14 protein-coding genes are annotated in these 18,697 nt (G+C 62.0%); 6 read left to right on the forward strand and 8 right to left on the reverse strand.

Going from position 1 to position 18,697, the window contains the following annotated elements; all coding sequences use genetic code 11:
* Positions 1-18 precede the first annotated feature (18 nt).
* Together LNV06_RS00445 and LNV06_RS00450 are read left to right on the forward strand one after the other, a co-directional pair.
* Positions 19-351, forward strand: a complete 333-nt coding sequence (locus LNV06_RS00445) for a rhodanese-like domain-containing protein (RefSeq protein WP_263536278.1) — start codon at positions 19-21, stop codon at positions 349-351.
* A gap of 138 nt (positions 352-489) precedes the next feature.
* Positions 490-2,919: a fatty acid cis/trans isomerase gene (locus LNV06_RS00450; protein ID WP_263536279.1), complete on the forward strand. Its 2,430-nt coding sequence runs from the start codon at positions 490-492 to the stop codon at positions 2,917-2,919.
* A gap of 15 nt (positions 2,920-2,934) precedes the next feature.
* Here the strand turns inward: LNV06_RS00450 and LNV06_RS00455 are convergent, their stop codons facing one another.
* From LNV06_RS00455 to LNV06_RS00465, 3 genes are read right to left on the reverse strand one after another with little or no spacing between them, the layout of a single operon-like run.
* Positions 2,935-3,510, reverse strand: a complete 576-nt coding sequence (locus tag LNV06_RS00455; RefSeq protein WP_263536280.1) for a DUF4337 domain-containing protein — start codon at positions 3,508-3,510, stop codon at positions 2,935-2,937.
* Positions 3,511-3,530: 20 nt separating this feature from the next.
* The gene (locus LNV06_RS00460; RefSeq protein WP_263536281.1) at positions 3,531-4,043 is read right to left on the reverse strand and encodes a dihydrofolate reductase; all 513 of its coding nucleotides are present in this window, start codon (positions 4,041-4,043) and stop codon (positions 3,531-3,533) included.
* On the reverse strand, positions 4,040-4,903 hold the full coding sequence (locus LNV06_RS00465; RefSeq protein ID WP_318013448.1) for a thymidylate synthase: 864 nt from the start codon (positions 4,901-4,903) through the stop codon (positions 4,040-4,042). The genes LNV06_RS00460 and LNV06_RS00465 overlap by 4 nt, the downstream gene beginning before the upstream one ends.
* An 84-nt stretch (positions 4,904-4,987) precedes the next feature.
* Here LNV06_RS00465 and LNV06_RS00470 point away from each other — a divergent pair, with 84 nt between their 5' ends.
* Positions 4,988-5,407: a hypothetical protein gene (locus LNV06_RS00470; RefSeq protein ID WP_263536282.1), complete on the forward strand. Its 420-nt coding sequence runs from the start codon at positions 4,988-4,990 to the stop codon at positions 5,405-5,407.
* Between the two features lie 29 nt (positions 5,408-5,436).
* On the opposite strand, the gene LNV06_RS00475 is transcribed toward LNV06_RS00470, so the two are convergent.
* From LNV06_RS00475 to LNV06_RS00490, 4 genes are read right to left on the reverse strand one after another with little or no spacing between them, the layout of a single operon-like run.
* On the reverse strand, positions 5,437-7,527 hold the full coding sequence (locus LNV06_RS00475) for an AsmA family protein (protein WP_263536283.1): 2,091 nt from the start codon (positions 7,525-7,527) through the stop codon (positions 5,437-5,439).
* Positions 7,528-8,967, reverse strand: coding sequence for an efflux transporter outer membrane subunit (locus LNV06_RS00480; protein WP_263536284.1), 1,440 nt, complete (start codon positions 8,965-8,967; stop codon positions 7,528-7,530).
* Positions 8,964-12,107 (reverse strand): efflux RND transporter permease subunit, encoded by a 3,144-nt coding sequence (locus tag LNV06_RS00485; RefSeq protein ID WP_263536285.1) that lies wholly within the window; start codon positions 12,105-12,107, stop codon positions 8,964-8,966. The genes LNV06_RS00480 and LNV06_RS00485 overlap by 4 nt, the downstream gene beginning before the upstream one ends.
* 15 nt (positions 12,108-12,122) lie before the next feature.
* Positions 12,123-13,370 (reverse strand): efflux RND transporter periplasmic adaptor subunit, encoded by a 1,248-nt coding sequence (locus LNV06_RS00490; RefSeq protein ID WP_263536286.1) that lies wholly within the window; start codon positions 13,368-13,370, stop codon positions 12,123-12,125.
* A 323-nt stretch (positions 13,371-13,693) separates the two neighbouring features.
* On the opposite strand from LNV06_RS00490, the gene LNV06_RS00495 reads away from it, so the two are divergent.
* The 3 genes from LNV06_RS00495 to LNV06_RS00505 are packed head-to-tail and all read left to right on the forward strand — an operon-like array spanning position 13,694 to position 16,598.
* Positions 13,694-15,226, forward strand: coding sequence for a copper resistance protein NlpE N-terminal domain-containing protein (locus tag LNV06_RS00495; protein WP_263536287.1), 1,533 nt, complete (start codon positions 13,694-13,696; stop codon positions 15,224-15,226).
* A gap of 33 nt (positions 15,227-15,259) precedes the next feature.
* Positions 15,260-15,931 carry a hypothetical protein gene (locus LNV06_RS00500; RefSeq protein WP_263536288.1) on the forward strand — a complete coding sequence of 224 codons (672 nt, stop codon included), beginning with the start codon at positions 15,260-15,262 and terminating at the stop codon, positions 15,929-15,931.
* 46 nt (positions 15,932-15,977) lie between these two features.
* Positions 15,978-16,598: a DUF4136 domain-containing protein gene (locus LNV06_RS00505; protein WP_263536289.1), complete on the forward strand. Its 621-nt coding sequence runs from the start codon at positions 15,978-15,980 to the stop codon at positions 16,596-16,598.
* Between the two features lie 103 nt (positions 16,599-16,701).
* On the opposite strand, the gene LNV06_RS00510 is transcribed toward LNV06_RS00505, so the two are convergent.
* On the reverse strand, positions 16,702-18,597 hold the full coding sequence (locus LNV06_RS00510; protein ID WP_263536290.1) for an ABC transporter transmembrane domain-containing protein: 1,896 nt from the start codon (positions 18,595-18,597) through the stop codon (positions 16,702-16,704).
* Between the last annotated feature and the right edge of the window lie 100 nt (positions 18,598-18,697).

Here is an 18,697-nt window from a genome sequence, read left to right on the forward strand (position 1 = left end):
GCGAAGGAGCCCCGAACCATGAGTACTCAACTGCTACAGATTGACCCCATCTCCGCGCTGGCCGCCTTGCGTGCGGGTGACTGTGCTTTGTTGGATGTCCGTGAAGCCCATGAAGTCGCGCGCATGGCTTACGACGCGCCCGCCGTCATTTGCATGCCGCTGAGTGAGCTGGAGCGCAGACATCAAGAATTGCCGCGCAATCTGGACCTGATCTTGGCCTGCGCCGCCGGTGGGCGCAGCATGCAAGCGCTGCAATACCTGCTGCATCACGGCCACACCCGAGCGCGCAACTTGGCCGGTGGCATGGGGGCTTGGCGCGCCCACGGTCTGCCGGTGCGCGAGGGCGCCTGAGGCAGAGTCCAGTGAAGGCGCCGCCTCGGGGCTAGCGCCAAATTCACACGGACAAGGGGCAAATACAACGCTGGCTTCCACGGGGGGGGGCTGAGCGCGGCGAAAATGCCGCCGGAGTCATTCACCGGCGGAGCCCTGATGAGAAGCAAATTCCTGCCTTGGCGCACATGGCTGGCAGCCCTGAGTCTGCTCAGTTTGATGGGCTGCGCGGCCGTCTTGTCCACGCAAATCGAGCAGCGCCTGGATCAGCAATTTGGGCCGGCCGACCCTGCGAAGTTTGACGCGCCCGCCCAGCCGCTGCTGGCCGGCCAGCGGCAGGTGATGGACTATGACCGCCAGATCAAGCCTTTGCTGGACAAGCGTTGTGTGGTTTGCCATGCCTGCTATGACGCCCCTTGCCAGCTCAAGCTCAGCAGCTATGAAGGCCTGACCCGCGGTGCCAATCCCCGCGACATCTATGCGAACCGGCTGATCGCCGCCAACCCGACGCGCCTGTATCTGGACGCGCAAAGCAATGCCGACTGGCGCAGCCAGGGCTTCTTTCCGGTCCTGAATGAGCGCGAGTCTTTCCTGGCCGCTAATCGCGAGGCCGGCGTGATGCACCGTTTGTTGACCCTCAAGCAGCGCGCTCCTCAGAACACCGATGCTTTGCTGTCAGAGAAGGACTTTGACCTCTCCATTGACCGCAAGGCGCAATGCCCTCGCATTGAGCAAATGGATGCTTTTGAAGCCCAACATCCGCAGTGGGGCATGCCTTTTGGCTTGCCGGCGCTGAGCGAGCCCGAGCACCGCCTGCTCAGCAGCTGGCTCGCTTTTGGCGCACCGCGCAGCGCACCCAAGCCCTTGCCTGCGTCGGAGCTGGCCCAAATTGAACACTGGGAGCGCTTCCTGAACGCGGACAATTTGAAGTCCCAGCTGATGAGTCGTTATGTCTATGAACACTGGTTCGTGGGACATTTGTACTTTGATGAGGCCAAGACCGCTGGATCGGGCAATCAGCCTCAGCAGTTCTACCAGCTCGTGCGCTCGGCCACCCCGCCGGGCCAGGCCATTGCGCCGATTGCGACCCGTCGCCCCTATGACGACCCCGGCGTGGCGCGTGTCTACTACCGACTGCGCCCCCACCAAGAAAGCGTCATCAACAAAACCCATCTGCCGCTGGCCTTGAACAGCGCTCGCATGGCGCGCCTGAAACGCTGGTTTTTGGAGCCCAGCTATGCCTTGAACGCTTTGCCCAGCTACGAAGTCGCGGTGGCCTCCAACCCCTTTGTCGCCTTCCGGGCTTTGCCAGTCGAGTCGCGCCATCGTTTCTTGCTGGATGAAGCTCAATTCATCTTTGCGGCCTTTATGAAGGGGCCGGTGTGCCGGGGCCAAGTGGCCTTGAATGTCATCAACGACTATTTCTGGGTCTTCTTCACCCAGCCTGGCATCGAGGTGCAAAGCCAGGATGAAGATGCTTTGGCGGGCAGTCTGGACGTCCTGCGCATGCCGGCCGAACATGAAAGCACAGCGGGTCTGCTGAGTTTTCGCGGCTATGCCAAGCTGGAGCAGCAGTATCTGCAGCGCAAGAGCGAGTTCATGAACGCCCGCTTTGGTGCGCAGTCGCCCGTGACCCTGAAGACCTTGTGGTCGGGGCGTCAGGCCGGCGAGCTGCCTAACCCCAATGCAGCGCTGACGGCTTTCCGCCATTTCGACAGCGCCTCGGTGGTGCAAGGCTTGCATGGCGAGCGGCCGCAGACCGTGCTGGTGCTGGACTTCGCCTTGTTCGAGCGCATCTACTATCTCTTGGTCAGCGGCTTCGACATCTACGGCAATATTGGTCACCAACTGGCGACGCGCCTGTATATGGACTTCTTGCGCATGGAGGGCGAGTTCAACTTCTTGGCCCTGCTGCCCAAGGCTTCGCGTCAGGCGGTGCATGACCAGTGGTACCGCGGCGCCAGCCCTGCGCATATTGAGCAACTGAGCGCCATGCGTGCCTATTTCGATCAAGAGACCGGCCTGCGCTTCAAGACCGATGAACCCTTGCCCGAGTTGTTTGGCCTCTTGCGCCAGCACTATGCCGGCCTGGATGGCGGCCAGCATCGCATTGACACCGCTTGGCTGCCCGCTGCCAGCAAAGCGCAATTGCATGAACTTTCAACACTGCAGGGCCGCGCCGCCACCTTGATGCCCGAGGTCAGCTATTTGTGGCTGCAAACCTCGGGCTCAGGGGCTGGCCAGCCCTTCACCTTGCTGCGCCACAGCGCCCACTTGAATGTGGCCTCGCCCTTTGGCGAGGAAAAAAAACGTGTGCCCGAGGAAGACCGCTTGCAGGTCTTGCAGGGCTTTGTCGGCGCCTACCCGAATGCCTTGCTGCGGGTGGAGGAGGCGGATCTGAAGCGCTTTGTTGGCGAAGTCAGCCAGCTGAAGTCAGAGTCAGACTATGCCGCCTTGATGCAGCGTTATGGTGTGCGCCGTACCGATCCTGGGTTCTGGCCGTACAGCGACCAGCTGCTGGAAAAAACAAGCCAGCGACCCATTTGGGAGGCTGGCTTGTTTGATTACTCGCGGCTGGAGAACCGCTGAGGCGCAGCTGCTTGCTTAGATGTGCATCCAGGCCAACGCGCCGAGCACAATGCCCACGGCGCCCATGGCCAGGGTGCCCATTTCCATCCAGCGCTTCTTGGTCAGCAAGGTGATGGCGGCCAAAGCAATTGATACCTGCAAGGCGGTGGTGGCCTGCGCCCAGCGGTGATGCTGGTGCATCTGCTCTTCGCTCTTGTGATCAAAGTCTTTGGACTCGGCCTCAAAAGCCTCGGCCTTTTCCTTGATCTCGGCCTTTTCCTTTTTGTAGCGCTCGATTTCTTCGGCGTACTTGGCCTTCTTCTCGTCGCTCACCAGCACCAGGGCCAGCTCGGCCATATTCTGCTTGCTGCTCTTGGCCTGGTAGTAATTCCACTGGTTGGAGGCCTCGGTCTTCTTGATGGCCGCATCGTTCTTGTACAGGCCAGCGTTGGCCTGGGTGGCGCCACCCATATAGGAGAACATCGCGCCAATGGTGGCCAAGATCGCCGTGATCACCGCCAACTTGCCGGCAATGCCTTTGGGTTCATGTTGAGCCGCATGCTCCATCTCATGGTCATGCGGGCCGTGGACGTGAAAGCCGTGTCCGGACATCGGTCGTATCTCCTATGGAATCAGGTGTTGCGGCGCTGATAGCGCACAAAGTGGTAAGGCCAGCCATGGCCGCGCTCGGCCGGGCTGAAATGGGTTTGGCGCGAGACTTCTTCAAAGTCTTCTGCGCGCCAGGCCGGGAAGAAGGCGTCCGCGCCCACGGCCTCGGCATCGAATTCGGTCAGTTCCAGGCGATCGGCCAAGGGCAGGGCGAGGGCATAGATCTCCGCGCCGCCCATCACAAAGACTTCGTCCTCATGAGCACAGCTGTCCAAAGCCGCTTGCAGCGTGGTGAAGACCTCGGCGCCGTCCAATGTCAAATCGGATTGGCGAGTCAGCACCAGATTGCGCCGCTCGACCAGGGGCCGAAAGCGCGGCGGGATTGAGTCCCAGGTCTTGCGGCCCATGATGACGGTGTGGCCCAGGGTCAGCGCTTTGAAGTGCGCCATGTCCTCAGGCACGCGGAAGATCAACTCATTGCCACGGCCGATGGCGCCGCCACGCGCTACGCCGGCAATCAAGGTCAGCGTCGTCATACCGCCACTGGCGCCTTGATGGCGGGGTGCGGGTCATAGTCGCTCAGCTCAAAGTCTTCGAACTCGTATTCAAAGATAGACGCAGGCCGGCGCTTGATCTGCATCGTCGGATAGGCACGGGGCGCGCGCTCCAGCTGGGTTTGCACCTGCTCGAAGTGATTGCTGTAGATGTGGCAGTCGCCGCCGGTCCAGACAAAGTCGCCCAGTGCCAGATCGCACTGCTGCGCCAACATCTGAGTCAGCAGCGCATAGCTGGCGATATTGAAAGGCACACCCAAAAAGATATCGGCGCTGCGCTGGTAGAGCTGGCAAGACAGCTTGCCCTCGGCCACATAGAACTGGAAAAAGGCGTGGCAAGGCATCAGCGCCATCTGATCCAGCTCGGCCACATTCCAGGCGCTGACGATGATGCGGCGCGAATCCGGGTTGTGCTTGAGTTGCTTGACCACCTCGGCGATCTGGTCGACATGGCTGCCATCGGCCTTGGGCCAGCTGCGCCATTGCACGCCGTAGACGGGCCCCAAGCCACCGTCTTCGCGCGCCCATTCATTCCAGATGGTGCAGCCGCGCTCTTGCAGCCATTTCACATTGGAGTCACCGCGCAAGAACCACAGCAGCTCCAGGATGATGGACTTCAGATGCACTTTTTTGGTGGTGACCAGGGGGAAGCCTTCGTTCAAGTCGAAGCGCATTTGGTGGCCGAAGACCGAGCGGGTGCCAGTGCCGGTGCGGTCGGTCTTGGCTACGCCATGCTCGAACACATGGCGCATGAAGTCCTCGTACTGGGACCGTACAGGGCGGGTATCAGTGCGGCCATCCGGGCTGGTGAGAGGGCTGATGAGATGGCTGGATTGAGGCATGGCGGAGGCGCTCGGTACCGGGTGGATCAAGGGGCGGGTCATGGGGCGCGATTCTAAGTCGGTGGGCTGCAGAGGACGGCAGCCATGAATTCAAGCTATTCTTTCCGGCCGACAGTTCTTCATGTAGGTGCCATCATCAAAACGACTTCCATCCTCTTCGTCCTGGCTTTGGCCGCTGCCGGCCCCGCACAAGCCCATTCCAATCTGCAGGCCATGAAGAATTCGGCCTTCTCGCGTTTCAGCACGGCCGATCAAAGCCTGCTGCGAGCGCAGATCGACCAGGCCATTGCCAGCCCGCAAGAGGGTGCGAGCTTTGAGTGGAAGAGCGAGAAGACCCGAGCTTCCGGCCAAGTGACTGCCTTGGAGCGTGGCAAAAGCCGCGGCCTGGATTGCCGCAATCTGCGCATTGCCAATGCCTGGGGCAATCTGAAGGACGAGGGGGTCTATCGCTTCTGTCAGGATGCCAAGGGGCAGTGGAAATTGTCTGGCCCGGTGCTGGATTGAACACCGTCCGCTGAGAGTCAAAGAGGCCCTCAGCCCCCCAACCAATTGCGCAGCGTCGGCCCAGCGCTTTTGTCTGGATTGAGCGCGCGGCGGCAGGGCTGCTCGGCCGGTTCGGGTTTGCTCAAGAGCCGCTGCGCCAAGATGGACAAGCCGCCGGTGGCCAGTTTCAGGCCGACCTGGGTGGCTTGCTGGGCGGTCCCGGCGGCGTCCCAGCTGATGTTCGGTTGGTTCAGCGGCCCTTCCAGTTGCACCAAGGCCGATAGATTGGCCGCGCTCACCCCCAGGCCTTTTTGGGTGCTGGGGCGCATCGACAGGCTGAGGGTTTCCTTGCCCAGGTCAATATGACCCAAGGCCGCCAGATTGAATTGCTCGGACTCCAAGGCGATGGAACGATCGATATCGGCCCGTCCTTGCTTGAAGGGCAGGCGCATCACGGCGCAGCGAATCGGGTTGTCGCGTCGCTTTTGATCGCCCGGCAGCAGCGCTCGCAAAGTGCCGGTCAAGACATCGGTGCCCAGGTGCTTGGCTTGGCCCTGCAAGACGAAGTTGCGTGCATCGAGCAAGACCTGACCCTCCAGCGACGAGACCCATTCGCGGGCATCGTCGCCCTTGGCGGCCACATCGATCGCCATGCGCAGGGCGCCACCGCGCAGCGCAGGCGGTGATGCGCTGCTCAGGTAGGGGGCCAAGTCGTCGACCTTGATGTCTCGGCCATCGAGCTTGAGGCGCCAACTTGGCGGCTTTGCCCCTGTTTGCGCAGCGCCTGCCTTGGCCGTCTTGCCCGCGTCCAAAGCCGGTAAATCCATGCCCGCCGAAGCCTGCCATTGCCCGCCCGCCATTTGCCACTGCGCGCTCTTCAGGTTCAGGCTTTGTGTTGCCATCTCCACCTGCGCCAGCAAGCCCTGCATCGGTGGCATTTTCGGCAACTGCAGCGAACGAATGTCCAAAGCCAGATCAAGCTCGAAGGGAAAGGCCTTGGGCAGGGGCCAGGAGTCGCGGCTGAAGACCGGGCCGCTCACTTGAGTCGTCCGAGCGGACTTCTGTGTGACTTGAGTTTTCGAGCTTTGGCCTTTCGGCTGGAGCAAAAAGGGCGCCAGGTCCAAGGAATCGGATTTCAGCTTCATCTCCAAACGCAGCGGCTGGCCGCCGCGCTCGAACAGTTCGCCCTCCATGCTCTGCCCAGCAGCGGCAATCTTGAAGGGTTGCACCGAGAGCAGGGCGCCTTGGCGGCGCACTTGCGCATCGAGTTGCAGGGCTTGGGGCAATTGTCTGAACAGTTCGGCACGCCGAGGCATCAAGGCTTGCAGCGCTTGGCTGTCGCTGAGAGCGGCCTTCAGCTCGACATTGAAATCCCCGGCATGCACGCCCAGGGCCAATTGGCCCTTGCTGCTCAAGTTCAAACCTTCTAGCTGCAGCTTCAGATCAAATGGCCAGAACTCGCTCTCGGCCCTGAAGGCCGCCAAGCCACCAAAACTGCCGTCGATGCGCAGAGGCTGTTCGGCCAAGCTCAACCGAGCTTGCAGCGCATAGTCAGCCTGCTGTGCATGCAAATTCAGTTCATCGATGTGCAGCAGCAAGTCTCGCGGCATGCGGGGGCTGTGCAGGGTGATTTTGGAGTCCGCCCATTGAATATGGGCCAGGCTGAAATCACCCGGCTTGCCCTGTGGCTTGGGCTTGCTTTTGGAATCAAGGCTAGCGCCTGACTGGCTCGGACTGAAGGCCCAGTTGCCGCGCCCTTGCTCATCGACTTCCAGCCAAATGTCGGCGCCCTCGATCAAAATGCGTTGCACCTCGATGCGCCCGTCCAGCAAGGGCTCAAGCGCCAACTCCAGCGCCGCCTTTCTGATGCTGAGCATTTCAGGCCGGCTGCCCCAATCGAGATTGGCCAGATGCAGGTCTTCCACCACCACCGCAATATTGGGCAGCAGCCGCCAGCTGATGGGGCCGCGGATCGCGAACTCACGGCCGGTCTTGGCTTGCACCTGCTCGGCCACCATGGCCAGCAGACGCTCGGGCGGATAAGCCCGTTTCAGCGCAAGAAAGCCCAGCAGCGCAATCAGGACGAGGGCGGCCAGCAGCCCCAAGGCCCAGCGCAGCTTGGATCGCCCTTGCTTGTGCATTCAGCTCTGCGGCGTCCAGCCCCCGCCCAAGGCGCGATACAACGCAATCACCGAGGCATAAGTGCCGCTGGTCAACTGGGTCAGCTGCATTTGCGCGTCAAAGAGCTGACGCTGCGAGTCCAAGACCTCGAAGTAACTCGAAATCCCATTGGCATAGCGCAGGTCCACCAGGCGCAGCCGTTCGCGACTTTCGTTGACGATGGTTTGCGTGGCATTGCGTTGCTCGCGCAGGTGCTGAAAGCGCAGCAGCGCGTCTTCGACCTCGCGCAGTGCGATCTGCGTGGTGCGGGCGTAGTTCTCCACGGCGATGCTTTGCTGCGCTTCGGCGGCGGCCAGATTGCTGCTCAGGCGCCCGCCGGTGAACAAGGGCAGGTTGATGGCCGGCGTGACGGTGTAGGCGCTGCGGTCGCCGTCCACCAAGCTGCTCAGCTGCGGGCTGATGAAGCCCAGAAAGCCAGTCAATGAAATGCTGGGCAGATGGGCTTTGCGAGCCGCGGCGACGCTGGACTGGCTGGCCGCCAAGCTCAGTTCGGCGGCGCGCACATCGGGCCGGCGACTCAGCAGGTCCGAGGGGATGCCGGCCGGCAAAGTCTCTGGCAGCGCATATTGGCTCAGCGGCGTGCTGGCGTGCAAGGGGCCGGGGTTGCGGCCGATCAGCAGGCACAGCGCATTTTCTTGCAGGCCGCGGTTTTGCTGCATCAAGGCCAGCGCCGCCTCGGCTTGGGCCAAGGAGGTGGCGGCCTGGGTCACATCCACTTTGGAGACCACGCCGGCATTGAAACGCAGCCGCACAATGCGCAGCGATTCGGCGCGCGAGCTCTGGGTGCTTTTGGCGATCTCGATGGACTGATCAAACTCCAAGAGCTTGAGCCAGCCCGCCGCGATCTCGGAGACCAAACCCACCTGGGCAAAGCGCTGCAGCGCTTCGCTGGATTCGAGATTGCGCAGCGCTGCATCATTCAAAGAGCCCAGCCGCCCCCACAAATCAATCTCCCAGGCCGGCATGGCCAAGCCCAGGCGATAGCTGGAAGAGACCAGGTTCTCCGTGCTGCTGAGCCCACTGGGCGCGCGTTGCCGGCTTGCGCTGGCGTCAGCGCCCAGGCTGGGCAGAGACGCGGACTTCTGCAGGCCGTACTGGGCACGCGCCAGTTCCACTCTTTGCGCGGCAATGCGAATGTCTGGGCTGTTGCGCAGCGCTTCTTGAATCAAGGCTTCCAGTTCGGCGTCGCGAAACAGGCTGGCGAAGGGGCGCTCGGCCAGATTGCTTTGCGTGTTGGCCGGGCTCTTCCAGCCCTGCGGCAAGCTCAGCGGCCTATCGGCCTGAGGCCCATCGACTGCGCGTTCTGGCGTACTGCTGCAAGCGCTCAGCAGCAGGGCGCTGGCCAAGAAGGCCAGGGTCATGGGTGCCGATGTGCTGAGCGAAGGGCGAAGGCGTTTCATGAGTGCACCTCCTCGGTCTTGTTGCTGGGCTTTGCTGCGTCTGGCACTGCCTCTGTCGGTTTGGGTTTGCCGCCGAAGCAACTCATCATGGCCACATAGAACAGCGGCGTGAAAAACACGCCTACCAAGGTGGCAGCCAACATGCCGCCCAAGATGCCGGTGCCCACCGAATGCTGGGTGGCGGCACCCGCGCCGGTGGCCTTCACCAGCGGCAAGACGCCCAAGATAAAGGCCAGCGAGGTCATCACAATCGGGCGCAGGCGCTGGCGCCCCGCTTCAACGGCGGCCTCGACAAAGCCCTTGCCGGACTCGTACTGCTGCTTGGCGAACTCAACGATCAGAATGCCGTTCTTGCCCGCCAAGCCCACCAAGGTGATCAAGCTGACTTGGAAGAACACATCGTTTGGTGACTGTCGGAAGAGCAGGGCGATCAAGGCGCCCAGAATCGCAATGGGCACGATCAGGAACACCGCCACCGGCAGCGTCCAGCTCTCGTAGAGCGCCGCCAGGAAGAGGAACACGAACACCAAAGACAGCGCAAAGATGCCGGCCGATTGCGAGCCTGCCGAGCGCTCTTGCAAAGACTGGCCCGACCACTCAAAGCTGGTGCCCTCGGGCAGCGTGGTGGCGGAGATTTCTTCCATGGCCTGCAGCGCCTCGCCGGAACTGCGGCCAGGCGCCGGCCCGCCGTTGAGTTGCACCGAGGGGTAGCCGTTGTAGCGGGTCAAGGCGATGGGGGCCGAGCGCCATTCGGTGCGCATCAAGGCCGCCAAGGGCACCAAGTCGCCATTGCTGTTGCGGATCTGGAAGCGCTCCAAAGCGGCAGGGTCGGATCGGAAGCTTTGCTCCGCCTGCATCTTGACCTTGAGATTGGTACCAAAGGCCGTGAATTGATTGACGAAGGACGAGCCCATCAGGGTGCCCACGGTGGCATAGAGGTCAGGCACCGAGACGCCCAAGGCCTTGGCCTTGTTGCGGTCCACATCGAGGAAGAGGGTCTGCACCTCGGGCGCGGCCACGCTGCGGGCGCCGAGCAAGCGCTCGTCCTTGGCGGCCGCGCCGGCAATCGCCAGCGTGGCGGCATTGAGCTTGGCTCGGTCGCCATCCAAAGACAGCAGCCGGTAGTCAAAGCCGGCCACATTGCCCATGCCCGAGATCGGCGGTTCGTTCAGCGCGAACACTCGAGCCTCGGTGATGCTGGCGAACTTTTGATTGAGTCGCTTGATCAGGCCGGCCACGCGGGTTTCCGGCGTGTTGCGCTCTTCCCAAGGTTTGAGGGTGGTGAAGACAAAAGCCTGATTGGCGTAGCGATAAAAGATCGAGAAACCCAGAATGGCGGTGCTGTCTTTGATGGCCTCTTCGCTGGCCAAAATGGCTTCGGCTTTCTTCAAGGCTTCGCGGGTGCGTTCCGGCGAGGCGCCGGCCGGCAAGTCCACCGCCACATAGATGGTGCCTTTGTCCTCCTCGGGCACAAAGCCGCCCGGAATCGCGCCGAACAAATACACCACGCCAGCGATCAAACCGCCATAGACCGCCCAGGAGATTAGCTTGCGCCCCAGCAGCATTTTGACGCCAGCGACATAGCCACCGGTGACACGTTCAAAGAAACGGTCAAAGGCCTGAATCGGTTTGAGCTTCTTCATGCCCGGCTTGAGGATCAATGCGCACAGGGCCGGCGTTAGCGTCAAGGCGGTGATGGCCGAGAGCAGGGTGGCGAAGGTGATGGTGATGGCGAACTGCTTGTACAAGGTGCCGGTCACGCCGCCCAAGAAGGCGATCGGCACAAAGACCGCACAGATCACCGCCGTCACGCCCACGATGGCGCCGCCAATGCCCTGCATGGCCTTGATGGCCGCACTGGTGGCGTCCAGGTGCTCGTCGTGCATGATCTTCTCGACGGCCTCCACCACCACGATGGCGTCGTCCACAACGATGCCAATTGCCAGCACCAGGCCGAAGAGCGTCAGCATATTGATCGAGAAGCCCGCCAGCAGCAGGCCGGCCATGGTGCCCACAATCGAGACCGGAATCGCCAGCAAGGGGATGATGGTGGCGCGCATGCTGCCCAGGAAGAGATAGACCACCACCAAAACCAGAATGAAGGCTTCGATGAAGGTGTGCTTGACCAATTCCACCGAGGCGGTAACGAACTTGGTGGTGTCGTAGCTGATCGACCATTTGATCTCGCGCGGGAAGGCCAGGGTCAGCTGGTCCATGCGGGTCTTCAAGGCCTTGGCTAACTCCAGCGCATTGCCGCCAGGGCGCAGATAGACACCAATCGCCACCGCCGGCTTGCCGTTCAGGCGCGACTCAAACTGATAGTCATCGGCGCCCAGTTCCACCCGCGCCACATCGCGCACCCGCACCACCGAGCCATCCGGCAGGGCGCGGATCACGATGTTCTTGAACTGCTCCACCTCGGTCAGGCCGCCGGCAGTCTGCACCGGGAAGGTCAAGCTTTGGCCGTTATCGGCCGGGGACTGGCCGATCTCGCCGACCGCAAAATTCTGGTTTTGCTCGCGCACCGCATTGCCCACATCCGAGGCAGTAAGGCGGTATTTGGCGAGGCGGTCCGGGTCCAGCCACAAGCGCATCGCATAGGGCGCAGCGAACAGGGTCACATCGCCAGCGCCAGGCAGGCGTTTCAGTTCATTGACCACCTGGCTATTGGCCAGATTGGCAATATAGGTGCGGTCAAAGCGCGGGTCTTCCGACTGCAACACCAGAACCTGCAAGATCTGCGGATTGGTCTTGTCCACCCGCAAGCCATTGCGCAGCACCTCTTGCGGCAGCAGCGACTCCACCCGCTTGGCGCGGTTGTTGACTTCCACCGCCGCCAAGTCCAGATCGGTGCCGGGCTGGAAGAAGACTTGCAACTGCATCAGGCCGCTGGCCGAGCTGGTGCTCTGCATATAGAGCAGACCGGCGATGCCGTTCATCTCGCGCTCCAGTGGCGCGGCCACGGTCGTCTCCAGCGTTTCGGGGCTGGCACCGGGGTAGGTGGCGGTGATCTGCACCTGGGGCGGCGCCACGTTGGGATACTGCTCCACCGCCAGCTGGCTGCTGGCGAGGATACCGATCAACATGAAGAGCAGGGCGATGACGGTCGCCATCACCGGGCGTTTGACAAAGAATCCCATGGTCGGGCCCTCAGGTCAGCGGCTGGCGCCAGAGGACGGGAGAGCAGCCGCAGCGGCCGGCGATCCCGCCGCGCCGCCCGCACCCGGCGTCCAGGGCGAGGGGCTCACCACCGCGCCTTGCTGCAAGCGCTGCAAGCCCTCCACCACGACCTTTTCGCCGGCGCCGAGGCCTTTCTCGATGATCCAGTCACTCTTCAGCCATTCGCCCACCACCAGGTCACGACGTTCGACCTTGTTCTCAGGCCCGACCACCCAGGCGATATGGCCGGTAGGCGTCTTGGTGACGGCTTTTTGTGGAATGAGGATGGTGTCTGGCCTTGCGCCTGCGGTGTAGACCACGCGCACATACATGCCCGGCAAGAGCTTTTGCGCCGGATTGGGCATCACCACCCGCAAGGTGATGGTGCCCGTGCTGGGGTTGACCTGAGATTCAGAAAAGTCCAGCCGGCCGCTGCGTTCAAACTCGCTGCCGTCCGGCAGGAAGAGCCGCGCCTGCGCGCTGCCGGTGCCTTCGCCAGTCTTGACTCGACCGGCGCTGAGTTCGCGCCGCAGAATCAAGGCGTCACGATCGGCCACATTGAAGTTCACATAAACCTGATCCAAGCGGTCCACCGTGGTCAGATGGGTGGATTCGCCGCGGCCGACCAAGCGCCCCTCGGGCACCAGCGCGGCGCCGATCTTGCCGGACTCGGTCGCCGTCACCCGGGTATAGCCCAGGTTGGTTTGAGCCCGCTCCACATTGGCGTTAGACACGGCCAACAAGGCTTCGGTCTGTTTGACCGCCGTGACCGCATCGTCATAGTCCTGCTGGCTGATGGCGTTCTCTTTCACCAGCGGTGCCAGGCGGCGCTCTTTGGAACGGGCGCTGGCCAAGTTGGCGGCACTGCGGGCCTGATCGGCCTGGGCATCGTTCAAGGCAATGCGATAGGGCGTTGGGTCAATGGTGTAGAGCAAATCGCCCTTTTTGACCTCAGCGCCCTCGACAAAATGGCGGCGCTCCAGAATGCCCTCGACCCGGGCCCGCACTTCCACCGAGCGATAGGCGGCTACCCGACCAACGTACTCGTTATTCACCGGCACTGTCTCTGAGCGAGAGGCCACGACCTTGACCGGAGCCGGAGGCAAGGCTTTCGGGGCCACGGCCTCTTTCTTCTGGCAGGCACTCAGGCCCAAAACCAGGGTGAGCAGGGTGAGCAGGGGGATCAGGATCCGGCCCCCCATTGCTCGTTTGGACACCCGGGACAAAGGCTGCGGCTGAGGCATGGTGCTGATTCCGTCAAGAGTTGGCTGGACCTGAACCGTCATGCCGCTGGCGCTAGAGCTTTTGATCAGCATGACTGGCGCACTATAACGGGCGAATTTGGCAGAAAGATGTGCGCTGAGGCCCGTGGATTTCCCCTAGGTTCTTCCGTCCAAACGGCCCGTTACTCAGCCTCTGTTGGTGTCGAAATGAGATGCTTTGGCGGCAGGGCCCGCAGCCTGAGTTGAGGTCGAAATCAGCGATAAAGTACAGGCGCTGACAAGCCTTGACCCTTGAGGCTTTTGCGGCCGGAATGGATTCGCCTGTACCAATGAAGCTTTTTTTCATGCTGCGCGTTTTGACATTGAGCCTCTTGGCCGGCATGAGCTTGGGCCTGCCCCACGCGGCCAGTTGGGCTAGTGCGGGCAGTGCGTCCAGTGCTGGCGAAGCACCAATCCAGAATCGGGTGCTGACGGGGCGGGTGCTGTTGCCGCCTGCTGCGCTTTTACCCAAGCAAGCGGTCTTGACCGTTCGAGTTGAAGACGTCAGCTTGGCCGATGCGCCTGCACGATTGATGGCTGAGTTCAAGCGAGACTTGACGGGCTCCGATCCGAAGTTGGACTTCAAGATCACAGTGGCGCAGGCTGATATTGCTCCTCACCGCCGCTATTCGCTGCGCGCGACGATCCATGAAGCAGCGGCTTTGCGCTTCACCAGCACTCAGTTCCATCCTGTGTTTGCAACTGATGGCCCAGGTAGTGCCACGCTGAATGGCCAGCGCCTGGAGATTCCCCTCGAGGCTGTGGGTCCAGTGACTACGCCGCTCCCCCATGCGCCTCAGCCGGGTTCAGTGTTTGGATCCGAAATGCCCAGCAGTTTTTCGGGGGTCTTGCCCTGCGCCGATTGCGAAGGCATTCAGCACCGCCTGACCCTGCGCGATGACGGAAGCTATCGTCTGCGTTTGGACTACTTGGGCAAGCCGGGCCGCCTGTTTACGGAGTGGGGCCGGTGGTCTGTGCAGCCCAAGCAAGGGCTGATGCCTGGACGCTTGCTCTTGCAAGGGGCTCGCCAAGAGGCCAGGCATTTTGTGCTGGTGCCGGGCACTCAAAAGACTCCAGCGCGTCTGCGTCAACTGGATCGCCAGGGCCGGCACTTCTCGTCTTCCGCAAATCTGGACCTGCATCCAGTCGCAGCACAAGACGAAGGCCAGGAGCCGCTGCGCTTGCGCGGTGAGTTTCGCTATATGGCCGATGCCGCCAACTTCACCGATTGCGCCAGCGGCTTGCGCTGGCCCGTGCAAATGGGCGGTGACTATTTGGCGCTGGAGCGTCGCTATGGTGAGTTGCGGAGTTCGCCCGGTGCCGGCATCTGGGTTGAGTTGAAGGGCCGTGTGGCCCTGTCGCCCAGCATGGAAGGGCCGCCGCGTGAGCATGTCTTGGTGGATCAGTTCATTGCCGCCGATGGCGCGGCTTCTTGCGCCGCCCCGGCGCAGACGCTGGCGCCCGAAGCGCGGCCGCCGCTGGCCCAGTTACTCAATACTTATTGGAAGCTGATCGAGATTGAGGGCCAGCCCTTGCTGGGCACGGCTGTTCAGGCCTTGGGCGATGTGAGCCTGAGCTTGAGCGAACAAGAGGCGAGGGCTCGACTCAAATCTGTTTGCGGCAATGCAGTCGGGGCCTATCAATTGAATGGCAATACGCTGAAATTCAGCGCTATGGCGGGTACCATCAGCACATGCCCCGAGCCTGCCAAGGCCCTCGTTCTAAAACTGATTCAGGCTTTGAACGTGAGCCAGACTTACCGCATTGAGGGCGAGCAATTGCTGTTGATGGGCGGCGACCAAAACTTGGCTCGCTTTGAATCTGTTTACCTGCGTTGATTTTGTTTTTTACTGTTTAGGGATGGATCTCCGATGAATCGTTTTTCTGCTCTCGCCTTGGCCTGTACCTTGGCCTTCACTGCCAGCCTGCCTTTGTCGGCCCAAGCCCAAGGCGTGACCACCAATACCGTCAGTGCCAAGACCGATGGTGCCCGCATGAAGGGTGCGGAGATCGAGTACCGCGCCCGTGTGGTGGAGCTGGATGCGGGCAATCGCCTGCTGACACTGCGCGGCCCCAAGGGTCGCTTGAGCACGGTCAAGGTGCCGGCCGAGATGCAGAACTTTGAGAAGGTTCGCGTCGGTGACGATCTGGTGATCCGTTATGCCACCGCCATCGCAGCGGCCATGGAGCCCACCAGCAAGAGCGGTATTCGTGAACGGGTGGAGTCTTCCTCCGAAGGTCGTGTTGAGTCTGGCGGCATGCCAGCCGTGGCCGCCGGTCACACGGTGGAAGTGCTTGCCGTCATCACCGCCTTGGACCCAAAGGCGAACACCGCCACTTTGCGCGGCGTGAAACGCACCGAGACTTTGGCCGTGCCCGCGAATGTGGACATCAACAAACTCAAGGTGGGCGACGAAGTCCGCCTGGCCATGGTGGAAGCGATGGCCATCAGCATCGAGCATGCGCCAGCTGCCAAAGCTGCCGCCAGCAAGCCCGCTGCGCCCAAGGCCGCCAAGCCTGCAGCCTCGGCCGCGTCGAAATAAGACGTGTGGCCCAGCGTTTTTGCATTTCTAGATTGAGGAGCTCGCCATGGCATTGAATTTTTTGACCAGCCGACGCAAGACAGTCCTTAGCTTCAGCGTGGCCGCTTTGGTCGTCTTGCTGAGTGCTTGCGCGAGCGGCCCACAGGTGCGGGTCAGCATGGACAAGTCGGCCGAGTTCAGCCAATACCAGACCTTTGCCTTTGCTGACCCCTTGGGCACCGACCGAGGCGGCTACCAAAGCATCGTCAGCCAGCACCTGAAAGACGCGACCAAGCAAGAGTTGGAGGCTCGCGGCCTGCGTTATGTGGCGAGCTCACCGCAACTGCTGGTGAACTTCAGCGCTTCTTTGAACGAGAAGATGCGCGTCATGTCGACGCCAGCGCCGATGTTGGGCATGGGCTATTACGGCTATCGCGCTGGCATGTACACCGCCTGGCCGCTGTATGCCGAGCAACAGACGGTGACGCAGTACACCGAGGGCACTTTGAACATCGATGTGGTTGACGCCGCACGCAAGCAACTGGTGTGGGAGGGTGTGGTCACGGACAGCGTCACGCAAAAAGAGCTGGATCAACTCAAGACCAGCATCGATATTGCGGTGAAGGCCGCTTTTGCCAAGTACCCGGTGGCTTTGCCTGCCGCAGCGACTGCGCCGAAGTCGCCCTGAGCCAAGGGACAGTACAGGGGCGAGGATGGACCGTTAGGTCCAAAGAAAAACGGCTGCAAGATGCAGCCGTTTTTTCGTCTTGCTGAGAACTATTGGCTGCCCTTCAAGCTGCGAATTGCAGCGCCGCCAGACGCGCATAAAGGCCGCCGCGCGCACTCAACTCGGCGTGCGTGCCGACCTCGACAATGCGGCCCTGCTCCATCACCACAATGCGGTCGGCACGTTGCACCGTCGCCAAGCGGTGCGCAATCACCAGCGTGGTGCGGTGCTGCATCGCGGCCTCAAGTGCGGCTTGGACCATGCGTTCGCTTTCGGCGTCGAGCGCGCTGGTGGCTTCATCCAGCAGCAGCAGTGGTGGGTTTTTCAACATCGCCCGCGCAATGCTGATGCGCTGCCGCTGGCCGCCAGACAAGCGCACGCCACGTTCACCCAAAAAGCTGGCATAGCCTTCGGGCAGGCGCAGGATGAACTCGTCAGCAAACGCGGCCTTGGCGGCGGCGATGACCTCGGCATCTGTGGCCTCGGGGCGGCCATAACGGATGTTTTCCATGGCGCTGGTCGAGAAGATCACGCTGTCTTGTGGCACCAGGCCGATGGCGGAGCGCAGGTCTTGCAGGCGCAGGCGCTGGGTGGGCACGCCGTTCAGGCTGATGAGGCCCGATTGCGGGTCATAAAAGCGCAGCAGAAGTTGCAAGACCGTACTCTTGCCGGCGCCGCTGGGGCCGACCAGGGCCACGGTTTCGCCCGGCTGGATTTGCAAGTCAAAGTCTTGCAGCGCCGCTTGTTGAGGCCGCGAGGGGTAGTTGAAGCTTAAGGCTTGTAGATGCAGGGCCAGGCCTCCGCTGGACGGCGGCAGGCTGAGCGGCTCGGCGGGGTCCGCCACCTTGCTCTGGCTGGCCAGCAACTCCATCAAGCGCTCGGTCGCCCCGGCGGCGCGCAAGACGTCGCCGTAGACCTCGGCCAAGACCGCCACGCTGCTGACCAGCAGGATCACATAAACAATGGTCTGCCCCAAGTGGCCGGCGCTGATGCGGCCCGCCATCACGGCCTGCGTGCCTTGGTAAAGCCCCCAGAGCAGGGCGCCGAAGGTGGCGGTGATGATGAAGGCGACCAGGCCCGATCGCACCAGCGCGCGCTTGCGGGCGGTGTCAAATGCGTTCTCGCTGGCTTGGGCGAAGCGTTCGGCCTCGGCCACCTCTTGGGTATAGCTTTGCACCACAGGCACGGCATTCAAGACCTCGGCGGCAATAGCGCTGGTATCGGCGACGCGGTCCTGGCTGGCGCGGCTGAGCTTGCGTACCCGCCGGCCAAAATAGATCGCGGGCGACACCACCAAGATCAAGATGCCCAGCACTTGGGTCATCACCAAGGGGTTGGTGGCGATCAACATGAGCATGGCTCCCACGCCCATCACCGTGCTGCGCAAACCCATGGACAAGCTTGAGCCCACCACGGTTTGCACCACGGTGGTGTCGGTGGTGATGCGCGACAACACCTCGCCGGTTTGCGTGGTTTCAAAAAACTCTGGGCTTTGTTTGAGTACATGGCGGTAGACCGCGCTGCGCAAATCAGCGGTGACGCGTTCACCCAGCCAGGTCACCATATAAAAGCGCGCTGCCGAGAAGACACCCAGCGCGGCGCCCACCGCAAACAAGGCCAAGAAATGCTCGCGCATGGCCATCAAGCGCTCGCCGTGCTGGGCCGGGCCGCTGCTAGCTGCGCCTCCTGTGCCCTGCATTCCTTGGTCGACCAAGCCGCGCAGGGCCAGGGGAAAGGCTAATGTTGCCAAAGCGGCCAAAAGCAAGAACACCAGGGCCACGCCGATATGACGCCGGTAGGGGCGTAAAAACGGCCACAGGCCGCTCAGCGAGCGTGGCTTGCCCTTAGGCTTTTCGTTCGCGTCTTTTCTGTCGAGTTCGGCGGACTCAGGCAGGCTGCTGCTCGGGACGCTCGCTTGGGGCATTTCTGCCGATTGAATCGGTGCTGACTTGGAAACCATGCCGCAGTGTAGGCGGCGCAGGTGAAGGAAATTTTGTGCCTGCTTCAAAGTCCTTCAGCTCTTTAGCCCTGCAGTCCTTCACCCTTTGCAGCCCTGAGGC

This window comes from Paucibacter sp. Y2R2-4 (assembly GCF_025717535.1).
In the GTDB taxonomy this organism is placed as follows: Bacteria; Pseudomonadota; Gammaproteobacteria; order Burkholderiales; family Burkholderiaceae_C; genus Paucibacter_A.

Coding starts and splice junctions, on each gene's coding strand:
- LNV06_RS00485 (WP_263536285.1), bottom strand. CDS start 12,107: ATGGGATTCTTTGTCAAACGCCCGGTGATGGCGACCGTCATCGCCCTG.
- LNV06_RS00490 (WP_263536286.1), bottom strand. CDS start 13,370: ATGCCTCAGCCGCAGCCTTTGTCCCGGGTGTCCAAACGAGCAATGGGG.
- LNV06_RS00510 (WP_263536290.1), bottom strand. CDS start 18,597: ATGGTTTCCAAGTCAGCACCGATTCAATCGGCAGAAATGCCCCAAGCG.
- LNV06_RS00500 (WP_263536288.1), top strand. CDS start 15,260: ATGAATCGTTTTTCTGCTCTCGCCTTGGCCTGTACCTTGGCCTTCACT.
- LNV06_RS00460 (WP_263536281.1), bottom strand. CDS start 4,043: ATGACGACGCTGACCTTGATTGCCGGCGTAGCGCGTGGCGGCGCCATC.
- LNV06_RS00475 (WP_263536283.1), bottom strand. CDS start 7,527: ATGCACAAGCAAGGGCGATCCAAGCTGCGCTGGGCCTTGGGGCTGCTG.
- LNV06_RS00505 (WP_263536289.1), top strand. CDS start 15,978: ATGGCATTGAATTTTTTGACCAGCCGACGCAAGACAGTCCTTAGCTTC.
- LNV06_RS00470 (WP_263536282.1), top strand. CDS start 4,988: ATGAATTCAAGCTATTCTTTCCGGCCGACAGTTCTTCATGTAGGTGCC.
- LNV06_RS00445 (WP_263536278.1), top strand. CDS start 19: ATGAGTACTCAACTGCTACAGATTGACCCCATCTCCGCGCTGGCCGCC.
- LNV06_RS00480 (WP_263536284.1), bottom strand. CDS start 8,967: ATGAAACGCCTTCGCCCTTCGCTCAGCACATCGGCACCCATGACCCTG.
- LNV06_RS00450 (WP_263536279.1), top strand. CDS start 490: ATGAGAAGCAAATTCCTGCCTTGGCGCACATGGCTGGCAGCCCTGAGT.
- LNV06_RS00495 (WP_263536287.1), top strand. CDS start 13,694: ATGCTGCGCGTTTTGACATTGAGCCTCTTGGCCGGCATGAGCTTGGGC.
- LNV06_RS00465 (WP_318013448.1), bottom strand. CDS start 4,903: ATGCCTCAATCCAGCCATCTCATCAGCCCTCTCACCAGCCCGGATGGC.
- LNV06_RS00455 (WP_263536280.1), bottom strand. CDS start 3,510: ATGTCCGGACACGGCTTTCACGTCCACGGCCCGCATGACCATGAGATG.